The sequence below is a fragment of the Gordonia sp. UBA7599 genome, from assembly GCA_002477755.1.
Lineage (GTDB): Bacteria > Actinomycetota > Actinomycetes > Mycobacteriales > Mycobacteriaceae > Gordonia.
Genome location: DLKD01000095.1, coordinates 1 through 16,915, shown reverse-complemented (window position 1 = coordinate 16,915; position 16,915 = coordinate 1). Strand labels below are relative to the sequence as shown.

18 protein-coding genes are annotated in these 16,915 nt (G+C 67.6%); 11 read left to right on the top strand and 7 right to left on the bottom strand.

Annotated features, from left to right (window positions below):
* The 5 genes from B4L26_RS11070 to B4L26_RS11050 form a co-directional block, all read left to right on the top strand.
* Nucleotides 1-482, top strand: a 482-nt coding sequence (locus B4L26_RS11070) for an Hsp70 family protein (RefSeq protein WP_290718928.1), incomplete at its 5' end; no start/stop codon positions are given.
* The gene (gene grpE, locus B4L26_RS11065; RefSeq protein ID WP_290718927.1) at nucleotides 479-1,018 is read left to right on the top strand and encodes a nucleotide exchange factor GrpE; all 540 of its coding nucleotides are present in this window, start codon (nucleotides 479-481) and stop codon (nucleotides 1,016-1,018) included. The genes B4L26_RS11070 and grpE, both read left to right, overlap by 4 nt.
* A 54-nt stretch (nucleotides 1,019-1,072) precedes the next feature.
* Nucleotides 1,073-2,278, top strand: a complete 1,206-nt coding sequence (gene dnaJ / locus B4L26_RS11060; protein ID WP_290718926.1) for a molecular chaperone DnaJ — start codon at nucleotides 1,073-1,075, stop codon at nucleotides 2,276-2,278.
* A 3-nt stretch (nucleotides 2,279-2,281) separates the two neighbouring features.
* Nucleotides 2,282-2,689, top strand: coding sequence for a heat shock protein transcriptional repressor HspR (locus tag B4L26_RS11055; RefSeq protein WP_290718925.1), 408 nt, complete (start codon nucleotides 2,282-2,284; stop codon nucleotides 2,687-2,689).
* A 56-nt stretch (nucleotides 2,690-2,745) separates the two neighbouring features.
* Nucleotides 2,746-4,041 carry a hypothetical protein gene (locus tag B4L26_RS11050; protein WP_290718924.1) on the top strand — a complete coding sequence of 432 codons (1,296 nt, stop codon included), beginning with the start codon at nucleotides 2,746-2,748 and terminating at the stop codon, nucleotides 4,039-4,041.
* Nucleotides 4,042-4,074: 33 nt separating this feature from the next.
* Here the strand turns inward: B4L26_RS11050 and B4L26_RS11045 are convergent, their stop codons facing one another.
* Nucleotides 4,075-5,238, bottom strand: a complete 1,164-nt coding sequence (locus B4L26_RS11045; protein WP_290718923.1) for a globin domain-containing protein — start codon at nucleotides 5,236-5,238, stop codon at nucleotides 4,075-4,077.
* A gap of 127 nt (nucleotides 5,239-5,365) precedes the next feature.
* Between B4L26_RS11045 and B4L26_RS11040 the strand changes: the two genes are divergently transcribed.
* Together B4L26_RS11040 and B4L26_RS11035 are read left to right on the top strand one after the other, a co-directional pair.
* Nucleotides 5,366-6,247 (top strand): SPFH domain-containing protein, encoded by an 882-nt coding sequence (locus B4L26_RS11040; protein WP_290718922.1) that lies wholly within the window; start codon nucleotides 5,366-5,368, stop codon nucleotides 6,245-6,247.
* The gene (locus B4L26_RS11035) at nucleotides 6,247-6,447 is read left to right on the top strand and encodes a hypothetical protein (RefSeq protein ID WP_290718921.1); all 201 of its coding nucleotides are present in this window, start codon (nucleotides 6,247-6,249) and stop codon (nucleotides 6,445-6,447) included. The genes B4L26_RS11040 and B4L26_RS11035 overlap by 1 nt, the downstream gene beginning before the upstream one ends.
* On the opposite strand, the gene B4L26_RS11030 is transcribed toward B4L26_RS11035, so the two are convergent.
* The 6 genes from B4L26_RS11030 to B4L26_RS11005 all read right to left on the bottom strand — a co-directional run bounded on the left by B4L26_RS11030 (nucleotide 6,383) and on the right by B4L26_RS11005 (nucleotide 14,271).
* Nucleotides 6,383-7,717 (bottom strand): PucR family transcriptional regulator, encoded by a 1,335-nt coding sequence (locus tag B4L26_RS11030; protein ID WP_290718920.1) that lies wholly within the window; start codon nucleotides 7,715-7,717, stop codon nucleotides 6,383-6,385. The two genes, B4L26_RS11035 and B4L26_RS11030, sit on opposite strands and share 65 nt — an antisense overlap.
* Nucleotides 7,718-9,148: a phytoene desaturase family protein gene (locus B4L26_RS11025; protein WP_290718919.1), complete on the bottom strand. Its 1,431-nt coding sequence runs from the start codon at nucleotides 9,146-9,148 to the stop codon at nucleotides 7,718-7,720. It abuts the gene before it with no gap.
* Nucleotides 9,145-10,932, bottom strand: coding sequence for a DUF3556 domain-containing protein (locus B4L26_RS11020; RefSeq protein ID WP_290718918.1), 1,788 nt, complete (start codon nucleotides 10,930-10,932; stop codon nucleotides 9,145-9,147). The genes B4L26_RS11025 and B4L26_RS11020 overlap by 4 nt, the downstream gene beginning before the upstream one ends.
* A gap of 43 nt (nucleotides 10,933-10,975) precedes the next feature.
* A complete protein-coding gene (locus B4L26_RS11015; RefSeq protein WP_290718917.1) occupies nucleotides 10,976-12,442 on the bottom strand; it encodes a class I adenylate-forming enzyme family protein in 1,467 nt (488 codons plus the stop codon).
* Between the two features lie 156 nt (nucleotides 12,443-12,598).
* Complete coding sequence (locus B4L26_RS11010; protein ID WP_290718916.1) at nucleotides 12,599-12,853, bottom strand: hypothetical protein; 255 nt, start codon at nucleotides 12,851-12,853, stop codon at nucleotides 12,599-12,601.
* Between the two features lie 110 nt (nucleotides 12,854-12,963).
* A complete protein-coding gene (locus B4L26_RS11005; RefSeq protein WP_290718915.1) occupies nucleotides 12,964-14,271 on the bottom strand; it encodes a sensor domain-containing protein in 1,308 nt (435 codons plus the stop codon).
* A 173-nt stretch (nucleotides 14,272-14,444) separates the two neighbouring features.
* Here B4L26_RS11005 and B4L26_RS11000 point away from each other — a divergent pair, with 173 nt between their 5' ends.
* The 4 genes from B4L26_RS11000 to B4L26_RS10985 all read left to right on the top strand — a co-directional run.
* Nucleotides 14,445-14,822, top strand: a complete 378-nt coding sequence (locus B4L26_RS11000) for a DoxX family protein (RefSeq protein WP_290718914.1) — start codon at nucleotides 14,445-14,447, stop codon at nucleotides 14,820-14,822.
* Nucleotides 14,823-14,975: 153 nt separating this feature from the next.
* Nucleotides 14,976-15,452, top strand: coding sequence for a hypothetical protein (locus B4L26_RS10995; protein WP_290718913.1), 477 nt, complete (start codon nucleotides 14,976-14,978; stop codon nucleotides 15,450-15,452).
* A gap of 116 nt (nucleotides 15,453-15,568) precedes the next feature.
* A complete protein-coding gene (locus B4L26_RS10990) occupies nucleotides 15,569-16,039 on the top strand; it encodes a hypothetical protein (RefSeq protein WP_290718912.1) in 471 nt (156 codons plus the stop codon).
* A 260-nt stretch (nucleotides 16,040-16,299) separates the two neighbouring features.
* Nucleotides 16,300-16,915 (top strand): Clp protease N-terminal domain-containing protein (locus B4L26_RS10985; RefSeq protein WP_290718911.1); only part of this gene is annotated, 616 nt, incomplete at its 3' end.

Here is a 16,915-nt window from a genome sequence, read left to right as displayed (position 1 = left end):
ACGGCATCGTGCACGTCACCGCGAAGGACAAGGGCACCGGCAAGGAGAACAGCATCCGCATCCAGGACGGTTCGGGACTCTCCAAGGAGGAGATCGACCGGATGGTCAAGGATGCCGAGGCTCACGCCGAGGAGGACCGCAAGCGCCGCGAGGAGGCCGAGACGCGCAACCAGGCGGAGTCGCTGGTCAACCAGACGCAGAAGTTCCTCGCCGACAACGACGACAAGGTGCCGGCCGACGTGAAGTCGAAGGTGGAGGGCGCAGTCGAGGAGGCCAAGAAGGCACTCGAGGGCAACGACACCGCGACCATCAAGACCGCGATCGAGAACCTGTCCTCGGTGTCGCAGGAGCTCGGCCAGGCGATCTACGCCGCCAGCGCGGCGGAGTCCGCGGCTTCTGCCGGTGACGCCGGTGCCGCGGCCGCTGACGACGACGTCGTCGACGCCGAGGTCGTGGACGAGGGCGAGGGCGAGAACAAGTGACCGAGAACGCCGCCAACGGCCCGGATGGGCCCGAGTCGGACGTGACCGAAGCCGCTGCGGCGGGGGCTAGCGCCCCCGCCGCGGCGGACGGTGCGACGGCCGACGTCGACGAGGTCGCCGAGCTGACCGCCGCCCTGCAGCGCGAGCGGGCCCAATTCACCAACTACAAGCGCCGCTCCGACGAGGAGATGGCTTCCAAGGTGTCGTTGGGCAAGCAACTCGTGATCGAGCAGCTGTTGCCGGTCATCGACGACCTCGACCGCGCCCGCGAGCACGGCGACCTGGAGTCCGGACCGCTGCGCGCGGTGTCGGACAAGCTGCTCGCCACGCTCACCGCGCAGGGGCTCGCCGCATTCGGCGCCCCCGGCGACCCGTTCGACCCGGAACGCCACGAAGCCGTCCAGAACGACGGCTCGGGTGACAACCCGGTCATCGGACAGGTCTACCGGGTCGGCTACCGGGTCGGCGACCGCGTGATCCGCCACGCGATGGTCACCGTCACCGACGGTGGTGCGGCCGCACCCGCCGACGGGTGAGGCGCGCGGAAACGACCGATCACATGACGACGACGACAAAGGAGGTGACGTCGCATGGCTCCCCAGCGTGAATGGTTGGAGAAGGATTTCTACAAAGAGCTCGGCGTCTCTTCCGACGCTTCGGCCAACGACATACGCAAGGCGTATCGGAAGCTGGCCAACGAGCTCCATCCGGACAAGAACCCGGGCGACACCGCGGCCGAGGAGCGCTTCAAGCGCGTCTCGGAGGCCAACAGCGTCCTCTCTGATCCGGAGAAGAAGAAGGACTACGACGAGACCCGGGCGATGTTCGCCGGCGGCCGCTTTCGCGGCGGCAGCGGCTTCCCGGGCGGGTTCGGCGGCGGAGGCGGTACCGGCGGCGCCACCTACACCACTGGCGGGGATTTCAACCTCGACGATCTGTTCGGTGGCGGTGGGGACGCCGGTGGCGGCCTCGGCGACATTCTCGGCGGGATGTTCGGCGGGGGCGGCGGAGGCCGTTCCTCGTCGCGCGGGACCGCCAGCCGGCCACGTCGTGGCCAGGACCTCGAGACGGAGACGACGCTCTCGTTCCGCGACGCGGCCAAGGGCACGACGGTCAGCATGCGGGTTACCAGTCCGTCGCCGTGCACCACGTGCCACGGCAGCGGTGCCAAGCCGGGCACCAGCCCGCACGTGTGCAGCCGCTGCAACGGCACGGGTTTCGTGTCCCGCAACCAGGGCGCGTTCGGGTTCAGCGAACCCTGTCGCGACTGTCAGGGCACCGGATCGATCATCGACGACCCGTGTCCGGATTGCCACGGCAACGGTGTCCAGGTACGGCCGCGCAACATCAATGTGCGGATCCCGGTGGGCGTCGAGGACGGCCAGCGGATCCGGCTGGCCGGCCAGGGCGAGGCGGGAATGCGCGGGGCGCCGTCGGGCGACCTGTATGTGACCGTCCATGTCACCGGCGACAAGCTGTTCACCCGCAGCGGCAACGACCTGAAGGTCGAATTGCCGGTGAGCTTCTCCGAGCTCGTGCTGGGTGCGACGGTGTCGGTGCCGACGCTCGACGGAACGGTCGGGGTCAAGATTCCGCCGAACACCGCCGACGGCCGCACCCTGCGCGTTCGCGGGCGGGGTGTGCCCAAGCGCGCCGGCGGGGCCGGCGACCTCCTCGTCACCGTCAAGGTGGCGGTGCCCACGACGCTCGACGACAAGGCCGTCGAGGACCTGAAGGCCTACGCCGACGCCGAGAAGGCGTCTGGGTACGACCCGCGGGCCGGATGGGGGAAGTGAGTCATGACCCCGGCATCGAGGAAACCGGGTCAGGGCCCGGAGCCCTCGGGGCGGGCTGAGGACCGGGCGACTTACGTCATCTCCGTGGCCGCCGAGTTGTCGGGGATGCATGCGCAGACGCTGCGCACCTATGACCGACTGGGTTTGGTGACGCCCGCCCGCACCAGTGGGGGCGGGCGTCGCTATTCCAGCAGCGACGTCGAACTGCTGCGCGAGATCCAGCGCCTCTCCCAGGAGGAGGGGGTCAACCTCGCCGGTATCAAGCGCATCATCGAGCTGACGCGTGAGGTCGATGAACTGCGCGCCCGCATCGACGAGGCATCTCGGCGCCCCGGTGGAGACCCCGACCGGTCGGGCAGTACGACCGCGCTGGTGGTGTGGCAACCCCGAAGGGGTCGGCGCACGCCGTAATCAGTGACTCGCCCTGATAGCCTCAAGGCTCTGGGCCGTCCGAGAAGGGGCTTTCCGTGGCACATGTGATGGGCATCGCGATTGTCGACGGCCAAATCGCCTCCGTCGTGCGCGACGAGGCCGACGCCGTGGTCGCCACCAATACGGTCGACCTCGCTGACGAGTCGCCGGCCACGATCGTCGCCACCGTCGTCGATCTTGTGTCCTCGGTGCCGTTCGAGGTGTCGCGGATCGGACTCGTGGCTGCCGACCCCGAACTGGTGAACGCCCTCCGCGGCGCGTTCGCCCCCGCGCCGACGCGGCCCGACTGGTATGCGGCGGTCTCCGTCGATGTGCTCGACACGGCCATCGGACAATTGGCCCGCACCGATCCGGCGCTGAACGCCGACCGCAGCGGCACCGGCTCGGTCGCCGTGGTCAACCTCGACGACTACACCGCCCCGACGGCGGGCATCCCGATCATGACCGTCGACCCGCGCTCGGGCGCGGTCACCGGTGTCGCCGCGTGGCAGCCCGGGTTCGATGAGCCGACGGCCGTACTCGACCCCAGCGGCGCGGCAAACGTGGCCGGGGCGATCTCGGCAATCCCCGGCAGCGAATCCATCAGCCACGTCGTCTTCACCGGAAGCGGAGCCGACGTGCCCGGTGTGCACGCGGCCTTCGAACAGGCCTTGGGGCGCCCGGTCGTGGTCGCCGCGCAACCACGGTTCGCGATAGCCGGGGCTGCGGCGGGTATTGCGCGCGCAGGGTCTCCGTCGGCGTCTGGATCGTTCGCGGCGGCGCCCATCGCGTCGAGTTCTTTTGCGGCGCAACCGCAGCCGTCGGGAACCTTCGCCGCCTACCCGGCCGTCACTCCGACCGGTGGTGACGAGAGCACGACGATGATCGTCGAATCAGCTGCCGCCGGCGGCTATGCCTACGGCGGTGGGGACGGCGGTTACCGCAACGACGCACCCCTCGGTGGAGACGGCGCCGACCACGTCGGAGATGCGCCCGTGACACGCACACCGGCGGACCGTCGGAACCGGCGCCGGTGGTGGCTGGTCGGTGGCACGGTCGTGGCCGGGATGGTCATTCTCGGCGGGGCGATTGCGGCGGTGCTCCTCTCGACGGGTACCGCGCAGCGCGTTGTCGGCGTCACGACGGTCTCGGTCACCACGGAGACCGCGACGCACACGGTCACGCGCATGAAAACGCAGACGCAGACGAATACCGACACGCACACCGTGACGCCGCCGACGGAGACCAAGACCGTCACGCGGACGACGACCCGCCCGCCGACCACGGTCACCGAGACGGTGACCGAATACCCCGACGGGGAAGAGGGCCAGAGCGGCGAGGGCACACCCTGACGCAAGAATCCCGGTGAAACGGGGCGAAGCGCGTCAGATTGCGTCGTGCTCCATCCGACTGGCGCGGGCACCTTCGATAATGAGCCGGCGCTCGGTTGCGACGACCATCTGCGGCGACCCGGCGATCAGCACTTTGCGGGTGTCCCAATGCCCCGGTTCGTCTTCCGCGTCGTGGAGCACGGCGCCGGCGAGGGTGCCGATCAGGTGGCGGAACCCGAGGTCGCCGGGTGCGGCGACGGCGCGCAACCACCACGGGTCGGTGGATTCCTCACTCACCGCGGTGACCGTCAGCCACGGGTTCATCGCAGCCATGCGCTGAAGCGACGTGAGTTCGTAGAGCTGGCCCGGGTAGCGGGCGCCGTAGTACAGGTGCACCGGCGGATTCGAGACGTTGGCGCACATCTCGAGTAGGAGAGCTTTCAAAGGTGCCAATCCGGTGCCGCCGGCGATCATCGTCGTCGGTGTCTCCGTGTCGACGGTCATGGTTCCGTGGTGCTGCGCGATCGACCACACGTCGCCCAGTGCGGACTCGGTGACGATCGATTTGCTGACCGTGCCGCCGGGGACGGCCTTGACGTGGAACTCGAGTTGGCGGTCGGGGTTGGCGGGGATCGACGGGGAGAGCATCCGCCATTCGCGCGGCCACTGTGGGATCTGTACTTCGACGTACTGGCCCGGCAGGTAGTCCAATGGGGCCTCGGTGACGAGGCGGATGACAGCGTTGTCACGGTTGATCTGGAACTTTTCGACGATCTTGGCCCGCGTCACGGCCGGCCCGGTGGCCTGCTCGGCTGCCTGGCTCATCACCCCGGTGATGAGTCCCATCGTCTGGTCGACGGCGGCGGCTACGTCGGGCGTCCAATCCGGGCCCAGCATCATCGCCGATTCGACGACGAGGGCGCGGTGCGCCAGATCGTAGTGTTCGGCGGTGACGCCGTACTTGCGGTGGTCGCGGCCCAACTGGGCGAGTACCTCGATGGCCTCGTCGTGCCCGGTGGGCTCGGGTGCCACCTCCAGCACGAGATCGACGACGTGGTGGAACCCGGAGGCGGCGTTGGCCAGCGAGGCCGGGAACAGGTCGCGCATCGAGGGGTCGAGGGTGAACAGGCGGGTGAAGTAGGACCGCGTGAAGCGCTCGGGATCGTCGGCGATGAGCTTGCGCAGGCGCGCCAGCGCGGTGCGTGTCTCCTCAGCCAATTGGTGATCCTCTCGATAACGGTTCAGACCGTCAAATCCTACGCTGCGCGCACCCGGTGCCGGTGGACGCCGACGGCCCGGCGATGTCGAATGCTATTGTAGTGATATCACTACGTGAGGAGTCGTCATGTTAAGGAAGGCATTCCGGATCAATGGGTTCATCGCCCTGGCGGTGATTCTCGTCTTGATCATCGGCTCGATTGCCGTCGCCATTGCCGCGATGTTCGCCGTTGCGGACTCGGGTGACACCGGGCCGGTCGTGGTGGTGGTACTCGCCGGGTTCGTGCTGTTCATTGCCCTGATGGCGATGACCGGCCTCACCGTCGTCGACCCCAACGAGGCCCGTGTCGTTCAGTTCTTCGGGCGCTACATCGGCTCGGTCAGCGAGCCGGGCTTCCACTTCGTCGTGCCGCTGTCGACTCGGCGCGCGATCACCCTGCGTGTGCGTAACTTCGAAACCCAGCGGCTCAAGGTCAATGACGCCGACGGCAACCCGGTCGAGATCGCGGCGGTCGTCGTCTATCGCGTCGTCGACAGTTACCAGGCGGCCTTCGCCGTCGACGACTACGAGGAATACGTCGAGACGCAGTCCGAGGCGGCCGTCCGTCACCTGGCCACCACGCACCCCTACGACGCGCACGACGCCGGGCGGACCTCGCTGCGCGATGGTGCCCGCGTCGCCGAGGAACTGACCGAGGAGCTGTCCGAGCGGACTGCGATGGCCGGCATCGAGGTCATCGAGGCACGCATCACCCATCTCGCCTACGCGCCGGAGATCGCCCAGGCGATGCTCGTCCGACAGCAGGCCGCCCAGGTCGTCGCCGCGCGCCAACGAATCGTCGAAGGTGCTGTCGGGATGGTCGGACTGGCGCTCGACGGCCTGCGTCAGCAGGGTCTCGTCGAACTCGACGAGGAGCGGCGTGCCGTCATGGTGTCCAACCTGCTGACGGTGCTGTGCGCCGACCGCGCCACCCAGCCCGTCGTCAACGTGGGATCGCTCTACTCCTGATGGTTTCCTCGGCGTCGTCGGATCCCGGTGCCGGGCCGGGACGGTCCAAGCGCGAGCCCAAGAAGGTGCTACTGCGTTTGGACCCCGACGTGTATGCGGCCGTTGCGACCTGGGCCGCTGACGACCTGCGCAGCGTCAACGGACAGCTGGAGTTCGCCCTGCGGATGGCACTGAAACAGGCCGGCCGCTCGCCCCGTTAGGTCGCGGGCGCAATACGGCCGGACCGAGGAACTCGCAGACCTGCAATGCCAGGGCGATATCGAGACGGTCGTGCGAGCGCGTGCTGGCCAACGCCTTGTCGACGCGGTACTTGACGGTGTTGCGGTGCAGGTTCAGCTGCTCGGCGGTGTGCAGATGGCTCTCGCCGGTGGCGTAGAACGTGCGCATGGTCTGGCGCAGGACCGCGGCGTTCTCGGTGTCGTCGGCGAGGCTGCCGAGCACCTCGCCGACCCATGCCCCCGTGGAGTCGAGATTCACCGCGAGCAGCGAGGTGAGTGCGATCCCCCGGTCCCCGAATCCGACGACGCTCGCGCGCGAGGCGTGTTGCATCGTCACCACCTCGTAGGCGGCGATGGCCTGTTCGTGCGTCCGGCGAAAGCCCGGCAGTCCAGCCCCGGGGAGCCCGACGGCGACGTGTCGCGACTCCGGCAGATCCAGGGCGGCGCGCAGTGCGCCGGTGTCGAGGGCGGGCGGGTGCTCACCCAGCGGGATCCAGGCCCACAGCGTCTCGCGGTCGACGGCGGTCGAGATGATGGGACCCCGCGCACCGATCGTGGCGGCCACTTCTGAAGCCGTGGTCTCCATGGCGGCCGGGGTGGCGGGCCGGTCGGCGTCGGACCAGATCACCGCGGCGACGTGGGACTGGTCGAGCCGGTATCCGGTCTGCGCCTCGAACGCGGCCGTATCGGCGGTGGGGTCACCCAGAAGCCCGTGGATGAGGGCCGAATGGATGTTGGCCGCTGCACCGAGCCACAGGTTGCGTTCGGACTCATAGACCTCGAAGACGTAGATCGAGATCCAGTCGATGTACGCCCAGACCAGTGCGGTGCTGTGTTTGAGGACTTCGACGGTGAGTTCGCGCGGGTGCCCGAGGGCCTCGACGAGCGGGTAGAACTCGTTGAGCAGGTCGTGTTGGCCCATGTGGTAGGCGCGCACCAGTGAGTTCGACGGCACGCCGCGCTGGGCCAGGCGCCGCGCGTACTCCACCGCTGCCGACGGTGGTTGCAGCTGGCTGATCGGGACGGAGTTGGCCAAGCCATAGAGGATTGTCGTGACGTTGGACTCGACGCTGTCCCACAGTGAATCGAGCAGCACCGGGTCGTTGTCGAGGCCCTCGATCTCGCGGGCCATCACGGCGGCGAGACCGGTGGTCAGCTCGTGGAGTCGCTTCTGCAGCTCGGTCGCCACCTGTGCCACCGCCGCCACGGCCTGTGGGGAGGCGGGCGGCGGCGGTCGCGGCGTGCGTCGCACTCAGGCGGACCCTTCGGGGATGTGGGCGTGGCGCAGGGCGCGTTGCGCGGCGTTGAATCCACACATCCCGTGGATCCCGGCGCCGGGTGGAGTCGACTGCGAGCACAGGTACACCCCGTCGATCCCGGTGGCGTACGGGTCGATGCCGAAGCGCGGCCGCAGCACCATCTGCAGACCGTCGTTGGCGCCGCCGATGATGTCGCCCATGACGTAATTCGGGTTGTAGGCGGCCAAGTCGGTGGCGTTCATCGACCGCTTGTGCACGATGATGTCGCGGAACCCGGGGGCGAACCGTTCGATCTGGCGGATGACCAGTTCGGTGGCGTCGCCGTCGAATCCGGGCGGCACGTGGGCGTAGGTCCACAGCGGGTTTATCGACCCGGACGACCGGCTCGGATCGGCCAGGTACTGCTGGCCGACGAGGACGAACGGGTTGTCGACGAGGGTGCCGGCAATCCGGGCGCGTTCGGTCGCCGCGATCTCCTCGAAGGTCCCGCCGAGATGGACCGTGCCGGCTTTGCGGCTGTCGGGATTGGTCCACGGGACGTCGCCGTCGATCGCGAAATCGACCTTGAACGCCGCCGAACCGACACGGAAGTTGCGGTAGGCGCGCGCGACTCGGCCGGGCAGTTCGTCGCCATAGATCGCCAGCACCTGCTCCGGAGTCAGGTCGAGCATGACGATGTCGGCGTCGGGGATGTCGGCGCGGCTGCGGACATGGGTGTCGGTGGCGATGGTGACGTCGTAGTCGCCGAGCGTGTCGACGAGGGCCTGGGTGATCGCACCGGATCCGCCCTTGGCGACGACCCATCCGTAGCGGTGCCCGCCGGCCAGCACCATCAGGCCCAACGATGCGGTCAGCGGGCGGTCGAAGCGGGTGAAGGCGTGCGCCGCCGCCCCGCCGTAGGCCGCCCGCGCGGTGTCGGTCTTGAGGTAGCGCCCCACGACGCTGGCGGGCAGGACCGCGCGGGGACCGAAGGCCGCCAGGCGGAATGGGTGGCTCGGGATGCTGATCACCGGGCCGAGAAGGTCGGCGGACAGGTCGTCGAAATGCGCGGCGAGATCGCCGACGAGGCGCTTCCAGCGCTTGCCGTCGGCGCCCATCCCCTCGGCGGTGCGCTGCACCGACTGGTAGATGACCCCGGCCCGGCCGTCGTCGAGGGGGTGGGCGCAGTCGACCTCCGGGTAGCACCACGACAGGCCGTAGCGCTCCAGGTCGACGGCCTTCCAGAACGGCGACCCGACGCCCAGCGGGTGCACCGCCGAGCAGTAATCGTTGATCAGCCCCGGATACCCGGCTTCGCCGGACCGGGCACCGCCGCCGACGGTGGAGCGGGCCTCCAGGATGGTAACCGAGACGCCGTTCCGGGCCAGGTGCAGGGCGGCGGCGAGCCCGTTGGGCCCGCCGCCGACCACTACCGCCGTTGTCACCGACGCGCTCCCGAGGAGCTATCAGCGCGCCACGTCACGGTGCGCGGAACCAGGCCGTTGGGCAGCCACGGCTGGGAGTCCGCGGAATCGCTCACCAGCCACGTTCCGCGCTCGATGACGCCGAGTGCCGCATCGATCAACTTGTACTCCTGGTAGTTGCGGTGGATGGGTTGCGATTCTACCCATGCCACCAGGAACTCACCGGGGGCGAATTGACAACGCGACTGCAGCGCGCGGATCAGGTCCTCGTTGTGGAAGTGTCCGTCACCGAAGTTGAACGCGACGAGCGAGTTGCAGGCGAACTCCGCCTCACGGAAGCGGTACTCGCCCTCACGGTCGCCGACCTCGTTGAGCAGCACCGACATCAGGCCGGGCCCCTGGCTGTGCATGGAGCGCCAGCCGGTGGTCAGCGAGAGCACGACCTCGGCCACATCCTCGGGGTAGCCGGCCGTCTGCAGCTGCGTGATGATGTTCGGCGACGGCCGCACCACGCACTCCTCGAGCTTGCGCTCCGCGGCGGGCGTGATGGCCCACTGCGCCGACGCCCAGTTGCCGGCGTACTGGCGCATCGACGGCAGGAACGACACCAGGTCGGGTCGCAGATTGCCCAGGATCGGGAAGAACACCAGACCGGCCGCGATGACCACGATCGGCCAGACGTTCGTGACGTCGCCCAGGATCCAGAAGCCCTCGGTGTTGCCGAAGCCCAGGAAGAGGAAGACCGTCGTATAGGCGAACAGTGCATTCCACTCCAGCGGTACGGCCAGCGGGAACGTCGACAGGATGAACAGGTGGAAGCACACCATCAGCAGGACGGCGATCAGCGCCACCGTCTTGTTGGCCACGAAGAGCAGGACCAACGGGGTGATGATCTCGACGATGGTGCCCAGACCGTGGGCCATGAAGTGGGCCAGGCCCGAGGGCTGCAGATCGTTGGGGAAGTTGCGGTAGTGAGCCCGCTTGAGGCCCTTGCTCAACATCCACGGCGTGTTGGAAATCATCGGCGGGACGACCTTGCCGAAGTGCTTGCCGATCTTCGAGACGCCCGCCCCGACCCACACGGTCACGATGAGCAGTTTGAGCGCGATGATCATGTCGACCAGGCCCAGCGCCGGGGCGAGAGCGAAGAACAGCATCGCGGGCATGTACTGCTCGGGGCGGGTGGCGATGAACGCGACCTTGTCGCGCAGGCCCAGCAGGACGAGGAAGGCCAGGATCGGCCAGAACAGCGTCGGGTTCACCAGGTCGTAGCCGGCGAAGCTGGCATCGACGTCGGTGCCGGTCACACGGGGGGCGAACAGGGCGACGACGACGGTGACGAGGACAGCGGCGTAGATGAGCACGTCGATGATGGTGCGCCGGTCACCTCGGGTGAAGGGCACCTTGTCCGGCCATGGTGGGAGCCGGATGGTCTCCGGACGCAACCAGCACTTGAAGCCGCTTGTCATGGGCGCGAAGTGTCCGGCCAACGGGCCCCACGAGCCGGCGAGGCCCAGCGTCTCCAGCAGCACGGTCCACAGCACCAGCTTTTGGTAGATGATCGGCTGGTCCCACCACGTCCCGACGTCGAACACGCCGAAACCACTGGTCAATGTGGCGATGGTGACGCCGATGCCGATGTAGAGCACCAGCACTTTGACGATGTAGATGAGCGGCAGCATCTTGGGCGTGCCGAAGCCGTCTTCCGCCCAGAACCGGGACGTGACTTTGATGCGCTCGAGATAGGGCCGGTCCATGAAGGTGGCCGGGTCGACGTCGGGGAGGACGCCTTCTTTGAATCCCATCGTTGGTGCTCCTTTGCGGGTGGGACGGGTTCTACGGGTGGGTTTAGGTGGAATGGGCCACGGAACGGGCCCGGATTCGCAGGGTGGGCTTGTCGATCTTCCCGACTGGGTTGCGGGGCAGGTCGTCGACAACGGTGACCGACACGGGCAGTTTCGACCGCGTCAGCCGACTCGACAGGTGGTCGAGGAGTTCTTCGCCGGTGACAGTGGCGTCGGGGTAGGCGACGACGTAGGCGACCGGCACCTCGCCGTACACGTCGTCGGGACGGCCGACGACCGCTGCTTCGAGCACCGCGCAGTGCTGTGCGAGCGCGTTCTCGATCTCCTTGGGGTACAGGTTCTCGCCGCCTCCGATGATCATGTCCTTGATGCGGTCCACGAGCGTCAGGTAGCCGTCGTCGTCGAGCACCCCGACGTCGCCGGTGTGCAGCCAGCCGTCGCGGACGGTCCTCGCCGTCGCAGCGGGCAGGTTCAGGTAGCCGCGCATGATGCTGGGCCCGGCGATGACGACTTCGCCGGGGACACCGGCCGGCAGCGGCTTGCCCTCATCGTCGACGATCGCGATCCGCTGCCCGGGCAGGGCCGGGCCCACGGTGCCGGGCTTGCGCTGCCCATGCAGCGGGTTGCACGCCGACGCGCACGTGCCCTCGGTGAGGCCGTAGCCCTCCAGGATGGGTAGGCCCAGCACGTCCTGCGCCTTGGCGAGTAGCTCCCGGGAGATGGGTGCCGCCCCGCAGATGGCGAAGCGCAGCGACGACAGGTCGGCGTGCGGCGGCATCGAGGACACGAGGATCGCGTAGATGGTCGGTACGGCCGAGAAGTAGGTGGGGCGCAGGCGGGCGACGTCGTCGAAGAACCGCGATACCGAGAAGCTGCCGGTGATGGAGAGCTGGCCACCGGCGAGGACCGGGGCGAGGAAGCTCACCGCGATCGCGTTCACATGGAACAGCGGCAGTATCAACAGTGCGTGGTCGGCGGCCGAGAGATCGCTGTTCGCGCCGATCGCCGATCCCATGTACTGGAGGTTGGCGTGCGTGAGCTCGACGCCCTTGGGGACGCCGGTGGAACCGGACGTGTAGATCAGCAGGGCGATGTCGTCGGGGACCGGCTCGGCGGGCGGTTGCCATGCCGGATCGGGGTCGACGTGAAGATCGTCGACGGCCAGTGTGGGCCGTGCGAGTTCGGGTTGGGGACGGTCGACGACGACGAGAGCCGCGTCGCAGTCATCGATCTGACGCTTGGCCTCGGAGAGGAGGAACGCGGGGTTGACCGGCGTCGCGGTGGCGCGCAGGCGCCAGGCGGCCATCATCGCGACGAGGAGCTCGACGCGGTTGGGCAACCACGCTGCGACGACTGAACCGGCGCTGACTCCAAGGCGCTCGAATTGCGCAGCAGCGGCGTCGACGCGGGCGGCGAACTGGGCGTACGACAACTCGGTGGTGTCGTCGCGGACGCATGGCCGCTCGCCGCGACCGGTGAGGTTCCAGGCGTAGTAGCCGACAACTGGCATGACTGGGATCACTTTCCATACAGGGTGTGATCCCCGACACTAATCCGACACAATGCACATATCTACGTCCTGTGGGGATGAATCTTCAGACGTACTTTGTGCTCGGAGCACAGGTGTTGATGACTGTCGGCTCCTGCGTGAGCTGGAACAGCAGGTTCAGCCGAAATCGATGCCGCGGTTCCCGAACAACTGCCCGCTCTGGCGCTGGCCGTTGTAGATCTGCCACCGGTAGTTGGTGCACATGATGGTGCGCCCCTTGCTATCGGTCACCTTGCGTCCGCTCTCCGCGCCGCTGCACGGCTGCCCCAACTCCGGGGTCGCCGCGGTGGCCGTCGACACCGGTAGGACGACAGCGGTGGCCACGGCAAAGGCCGCGGCGATGAGCCGCGAGTGTGTTCGAACGCTCGCCATGACATGACCGTAGCGGGTGGCACATCGATCGCGGTAATCAATCCGCCTGGGAACTTCCCAAGAATCACCCGCGTGTCGGCTGGCAATCTCTCAGATTGTCGTTCCGTCTGTCAGTTCGGCGCCTGGGCCTTGATGTTCTTGATCATCTCTTGGGTGACCTGGGTCGCGGTCGAGGTGTTCGCGTAGTTGCACCAGCTGCCGAAGACCACGATGTTCCGGTAGGCCTGCATGTCGTGGCTGCAGTTCCAGCTCTCCCCGGGGAAGCCCACCGTCCAGAACACCTTGCCCTCTTCGCTGGCGCCCGGCTTGGTCGACCGGGCGTCTTTGCCGGCTGTTCCGCCGGTCACGCGGAATGAGGCGCAGTCCGGGTTATTGACCGCCGAGCTGATCTTCGAGACCGCCGCGATCGCCGCGCTCGCGTCCTCGAAAACCGCGGCCTTGGCCTGTGCGTAGACCGCGTAGGTCTTGGTGTTACCGGTGTTCGTGTAGTTGTAGCGCGCCAGCGCGACGGCGGGTCCGAAGACCGCTTCGTTGTAGGGCTCGACGACATACTCGCAGCCGGTGGGGATGGTCGGTGCGGCGGCGGTCAGGGCGGTGCCCGGTTCAGGACTGGTCTTGATGAGGCGCTGCAGTCCGGCGGACTCGATCTGTGCCTCGGTGGGCAGGATCGAGGCCGGGGGGATGCGCAGGGGAGTCTGCGCCGTCGTGGTCGTAGTGGTTGTGCTGGTACCTGCGGCGCCGTCCTGGGCGTCGTCCTTACCGTTCAGCAGGAGGACTCCTCCGATCCCGCCGGCACCGAGAAGCAGGACGATCGCGCCGACGAGGGCCAGGATCTTGCCGTTGCCCCAACTCTCCTTCGCGTCGGGATAAGTCCCGGGTGCGGGGTACTGGCCCGCGGGGTACTGCGCGGGCGGGTATTGCCCTGCTGGGTACTGGCCGGTCGGGGACTGTGCGGGCGGGTATTGCCCTGCTGGGTACTGGCCGGTCGGATATTGCCCTGCCGGGTACTGGCCGACCGGGGCGGCACCCGGTGGCGGGTAGGCGCCGGGCGCCGGGTTCGCCCCGGCGGGTGCGGTTGCGCCAGGTGCAGGGTAAGCCGCACCGGCGGAGTACGTCCCCGGTGCGGGGTAGGTCGCACCCGGGGGAGTCGGGTACATCGGTGACGCGGCGGGCTGTCCTGTCGTCGGGTCCATCGGGGCTTGTCCGGTCGGTGCTTGAGCGGTCGGCACTTGATCGGTCAGCACCGGTTCCGTCGTCGGCGGTGCGGCCGGAGGCTGGAATGGCTGGCTGTACGGCGACGCGGGCTGTGCATCGGTGGGAGGCTTCTCCAGCGACGTCGGCTCCTGCGCTGGCTGCGCGACCTCGGCAGGGTTGGGCACGTTGGGATCCTGGCCGGGAACGGTGGGATCGTCGGTCACAGTGGCCTCCTTGAGCGGGCCTGCGTGAGTGTCGTGGACACACATCGTTGGACGGGCACCGCGAATCCTACGCGGGGCCGGTATCGGCGGCGGAATGACGAGGGTTGATCGTGGCGGGTCGGCGTGGCCGAAGATGCAGCGCCATCGGGGTGTCGCGGGGGTATAAAAGGGACATGAACACTGCCTTGTGGATTGCCGCGGTCGTGCTAGCGCTCGTCTTCCTTTTTGCCGGTGCGGCCAAGCTCACCCAGTCCAAGGAGAACCTCGCCGCGTCCGGCATGGGGTGGACCGAGGACTTCGACCCGCAGGTGATCAAGGGCATCGGGTTGCTGGAGGTGCTCGGCGCCATCGGCCTCGTCGTTCCCGCCTGGACGAACATCCTTCCCGGATTGGTGCCGTGGGCGGCCACCGGCATCGCGATTGTCATGCTCGGCGCGATCGTCACGCATGCCCGTCGTAAAGAGTGGCCGCTCATCGGCGGCAACATCGTGCTGCTGGCGGTAGCCGTGTTCGTCATGTGGGGCCGCTTCTCCGCCCAATACGCGTTCTAGTCCGTGCGCACCCGGAACGCGTGACTTGCCGACACGGCTTCTGAGGGCGCGTCGACGCTTGCGATGACGGGCCGTCGGGTCACCTGCCGACCGCGATCAATGCGCCGCCTCGTAGGCTTTGGGGTGACAATCTCGCCTTTCCCGAGGAGAAGCATGACCTCGTACCGCACTCGCGCGCGCATCGGCGCCGCGGTCCTGGCCGTCGCAACCACGCTGGGCGTCGCCGTCGGTGTCGGCCCCGCGGCGGCCGACGGGACCCGCGTCTACCCGATGAAGAACTGCGAACAGATCAGTCCGAACCTCGTCGACTGGCCGTACAACCCCGACCGGGTCATCGTCGATCAGTTCGGTGCTAAGACCACCATCTGGTTCGAGTACCGCAGCCTCTGGTACCACCACGGCTACGCGTCGGACACGAAGATGGAGTGGCGCAACCTGCGGACCGGGCAGCACGGCACGAAGAACGCGTGGAGCCACGTCTACCCGTTGGAGGCGCAGCCGCAGCGGTTCACCTTCCCGACGTCGAAGCTGGGCACCGGTCCGGTGAAGCTCACCTTCACCACGGTCAACACCAACTGGTTCTGGTCGATGCCGGCGTTTACGTGCACGGCCACGGTGCAGATTCTCTGACTTCTCTGACCGGGCGCTGAGAGCCTGCTGAGCAGGTGCTTCGCGGGGTTCAATTCGGACATTTCCTTTCTTAGGCTGGATGGGTCACTACCCGCTCGCCTGATGGGAGGAACGAAATGAATCCGCATGCAGTCGCTACTCGACTCGGCGTCGCCGCGCTGGCCGCGGCGACGGCTGGTGCCCTCGCGGCAGGTGCCGGCTCGGCCCATGCTGACGGTGTCTATCCGTTGACGAGTTGTCTCGCGGCGAGTCCCAATATCGTCGACATGCCCTACAACCCAACTCGTGTCATCGTCGCCCAGTACGCGGACGACACCTACCTGACCACCGAGTTCAACAGCGTGTGGGTCGGAATGGGCTACCAGTCGTCAATGCGCCTGGACTACCGCAACCTCCGCACCGGCCAGCGCGGCACGCGCTTTTCCACTCGTAACGTCTCACCGCCCTACACCGGGACGCACGTGTTCACGATCCGCACCTCACAACTGGGCCGCGGCCCGGTGAGCCTGACGCTGGCGACGACCAACCGCAACGCCCTGATCTCCATCCCGGCACCGACCTGTACAACGGTGATCACCGTTCGCTAGCCCGGCCAAGCGCAACAGCTACCGATCCCGACAACAGCTACCGTTGCAACCGTAGCTGTTGCGGGAACAAGTAGCGGTTGTGGCGATGCGGGCGTGATCTCGGCGCTCTCGTCGTCGCGGGTGGCTGTCTACGAAAAGACTAGTTGAGCGGAATAGACTCAACTACGGCAATGTTGCACTCTTCGACGGACAAAATTGAGTCCGAGTGACTAAACTTTACTGCGGCGAGAACCGCAGGTCAGACGAGAGGTAACAGCGAAGTGGACAGCTTCAACCCGACCACCAAGGCGCAGGCCGCGCTGCAGGCCGCCGTCCAGAATGCGGCGGCCGCGGGCAATCCCGACGTGCGCCCAGCCCACATCTTGGTGGCACTACTAGACCAAACCGACGGAATCGCGACGCCGCTGCTCAAGGCGGTCGGCACCGACCCGTCCCGTATCCATCGCTTGGCGCAGGAGATTGTGGACCGCGCCCCCACGGTGTCGAGCTCGAGTGCGTCGCCGCAACTGTCGCGCGAGTCGGTCGCCGCGATCAGTGCTGCGCAAAAACTGGCGACGGAACTCGGTGACGAGTACGTCTCCACCGAGCACCTGATGGTCGGGCTCGCCGAGGGCGACTCCGACGCCGCCAAGCTGTTGGTGAACAACGGCGCGACCCCCGACGCGCTGCGCGACGCGTTCGTCAACGTGCGTGGCACTGCGCGCGTCACCAGCCCCGACCCCGAGTCGACGTACCAGGCTCTGGAGAAGTACTCCACCGACCTGACCGCCGCTGCGCGCGAGGGCAAGCTCGACCCGGTTATCGGCCGCGACTCCGAGATCCGCCGCGTCGTGCAGGTGCTGAGCCGGCGCACGAAGAACAACCCGGTGCTCATCG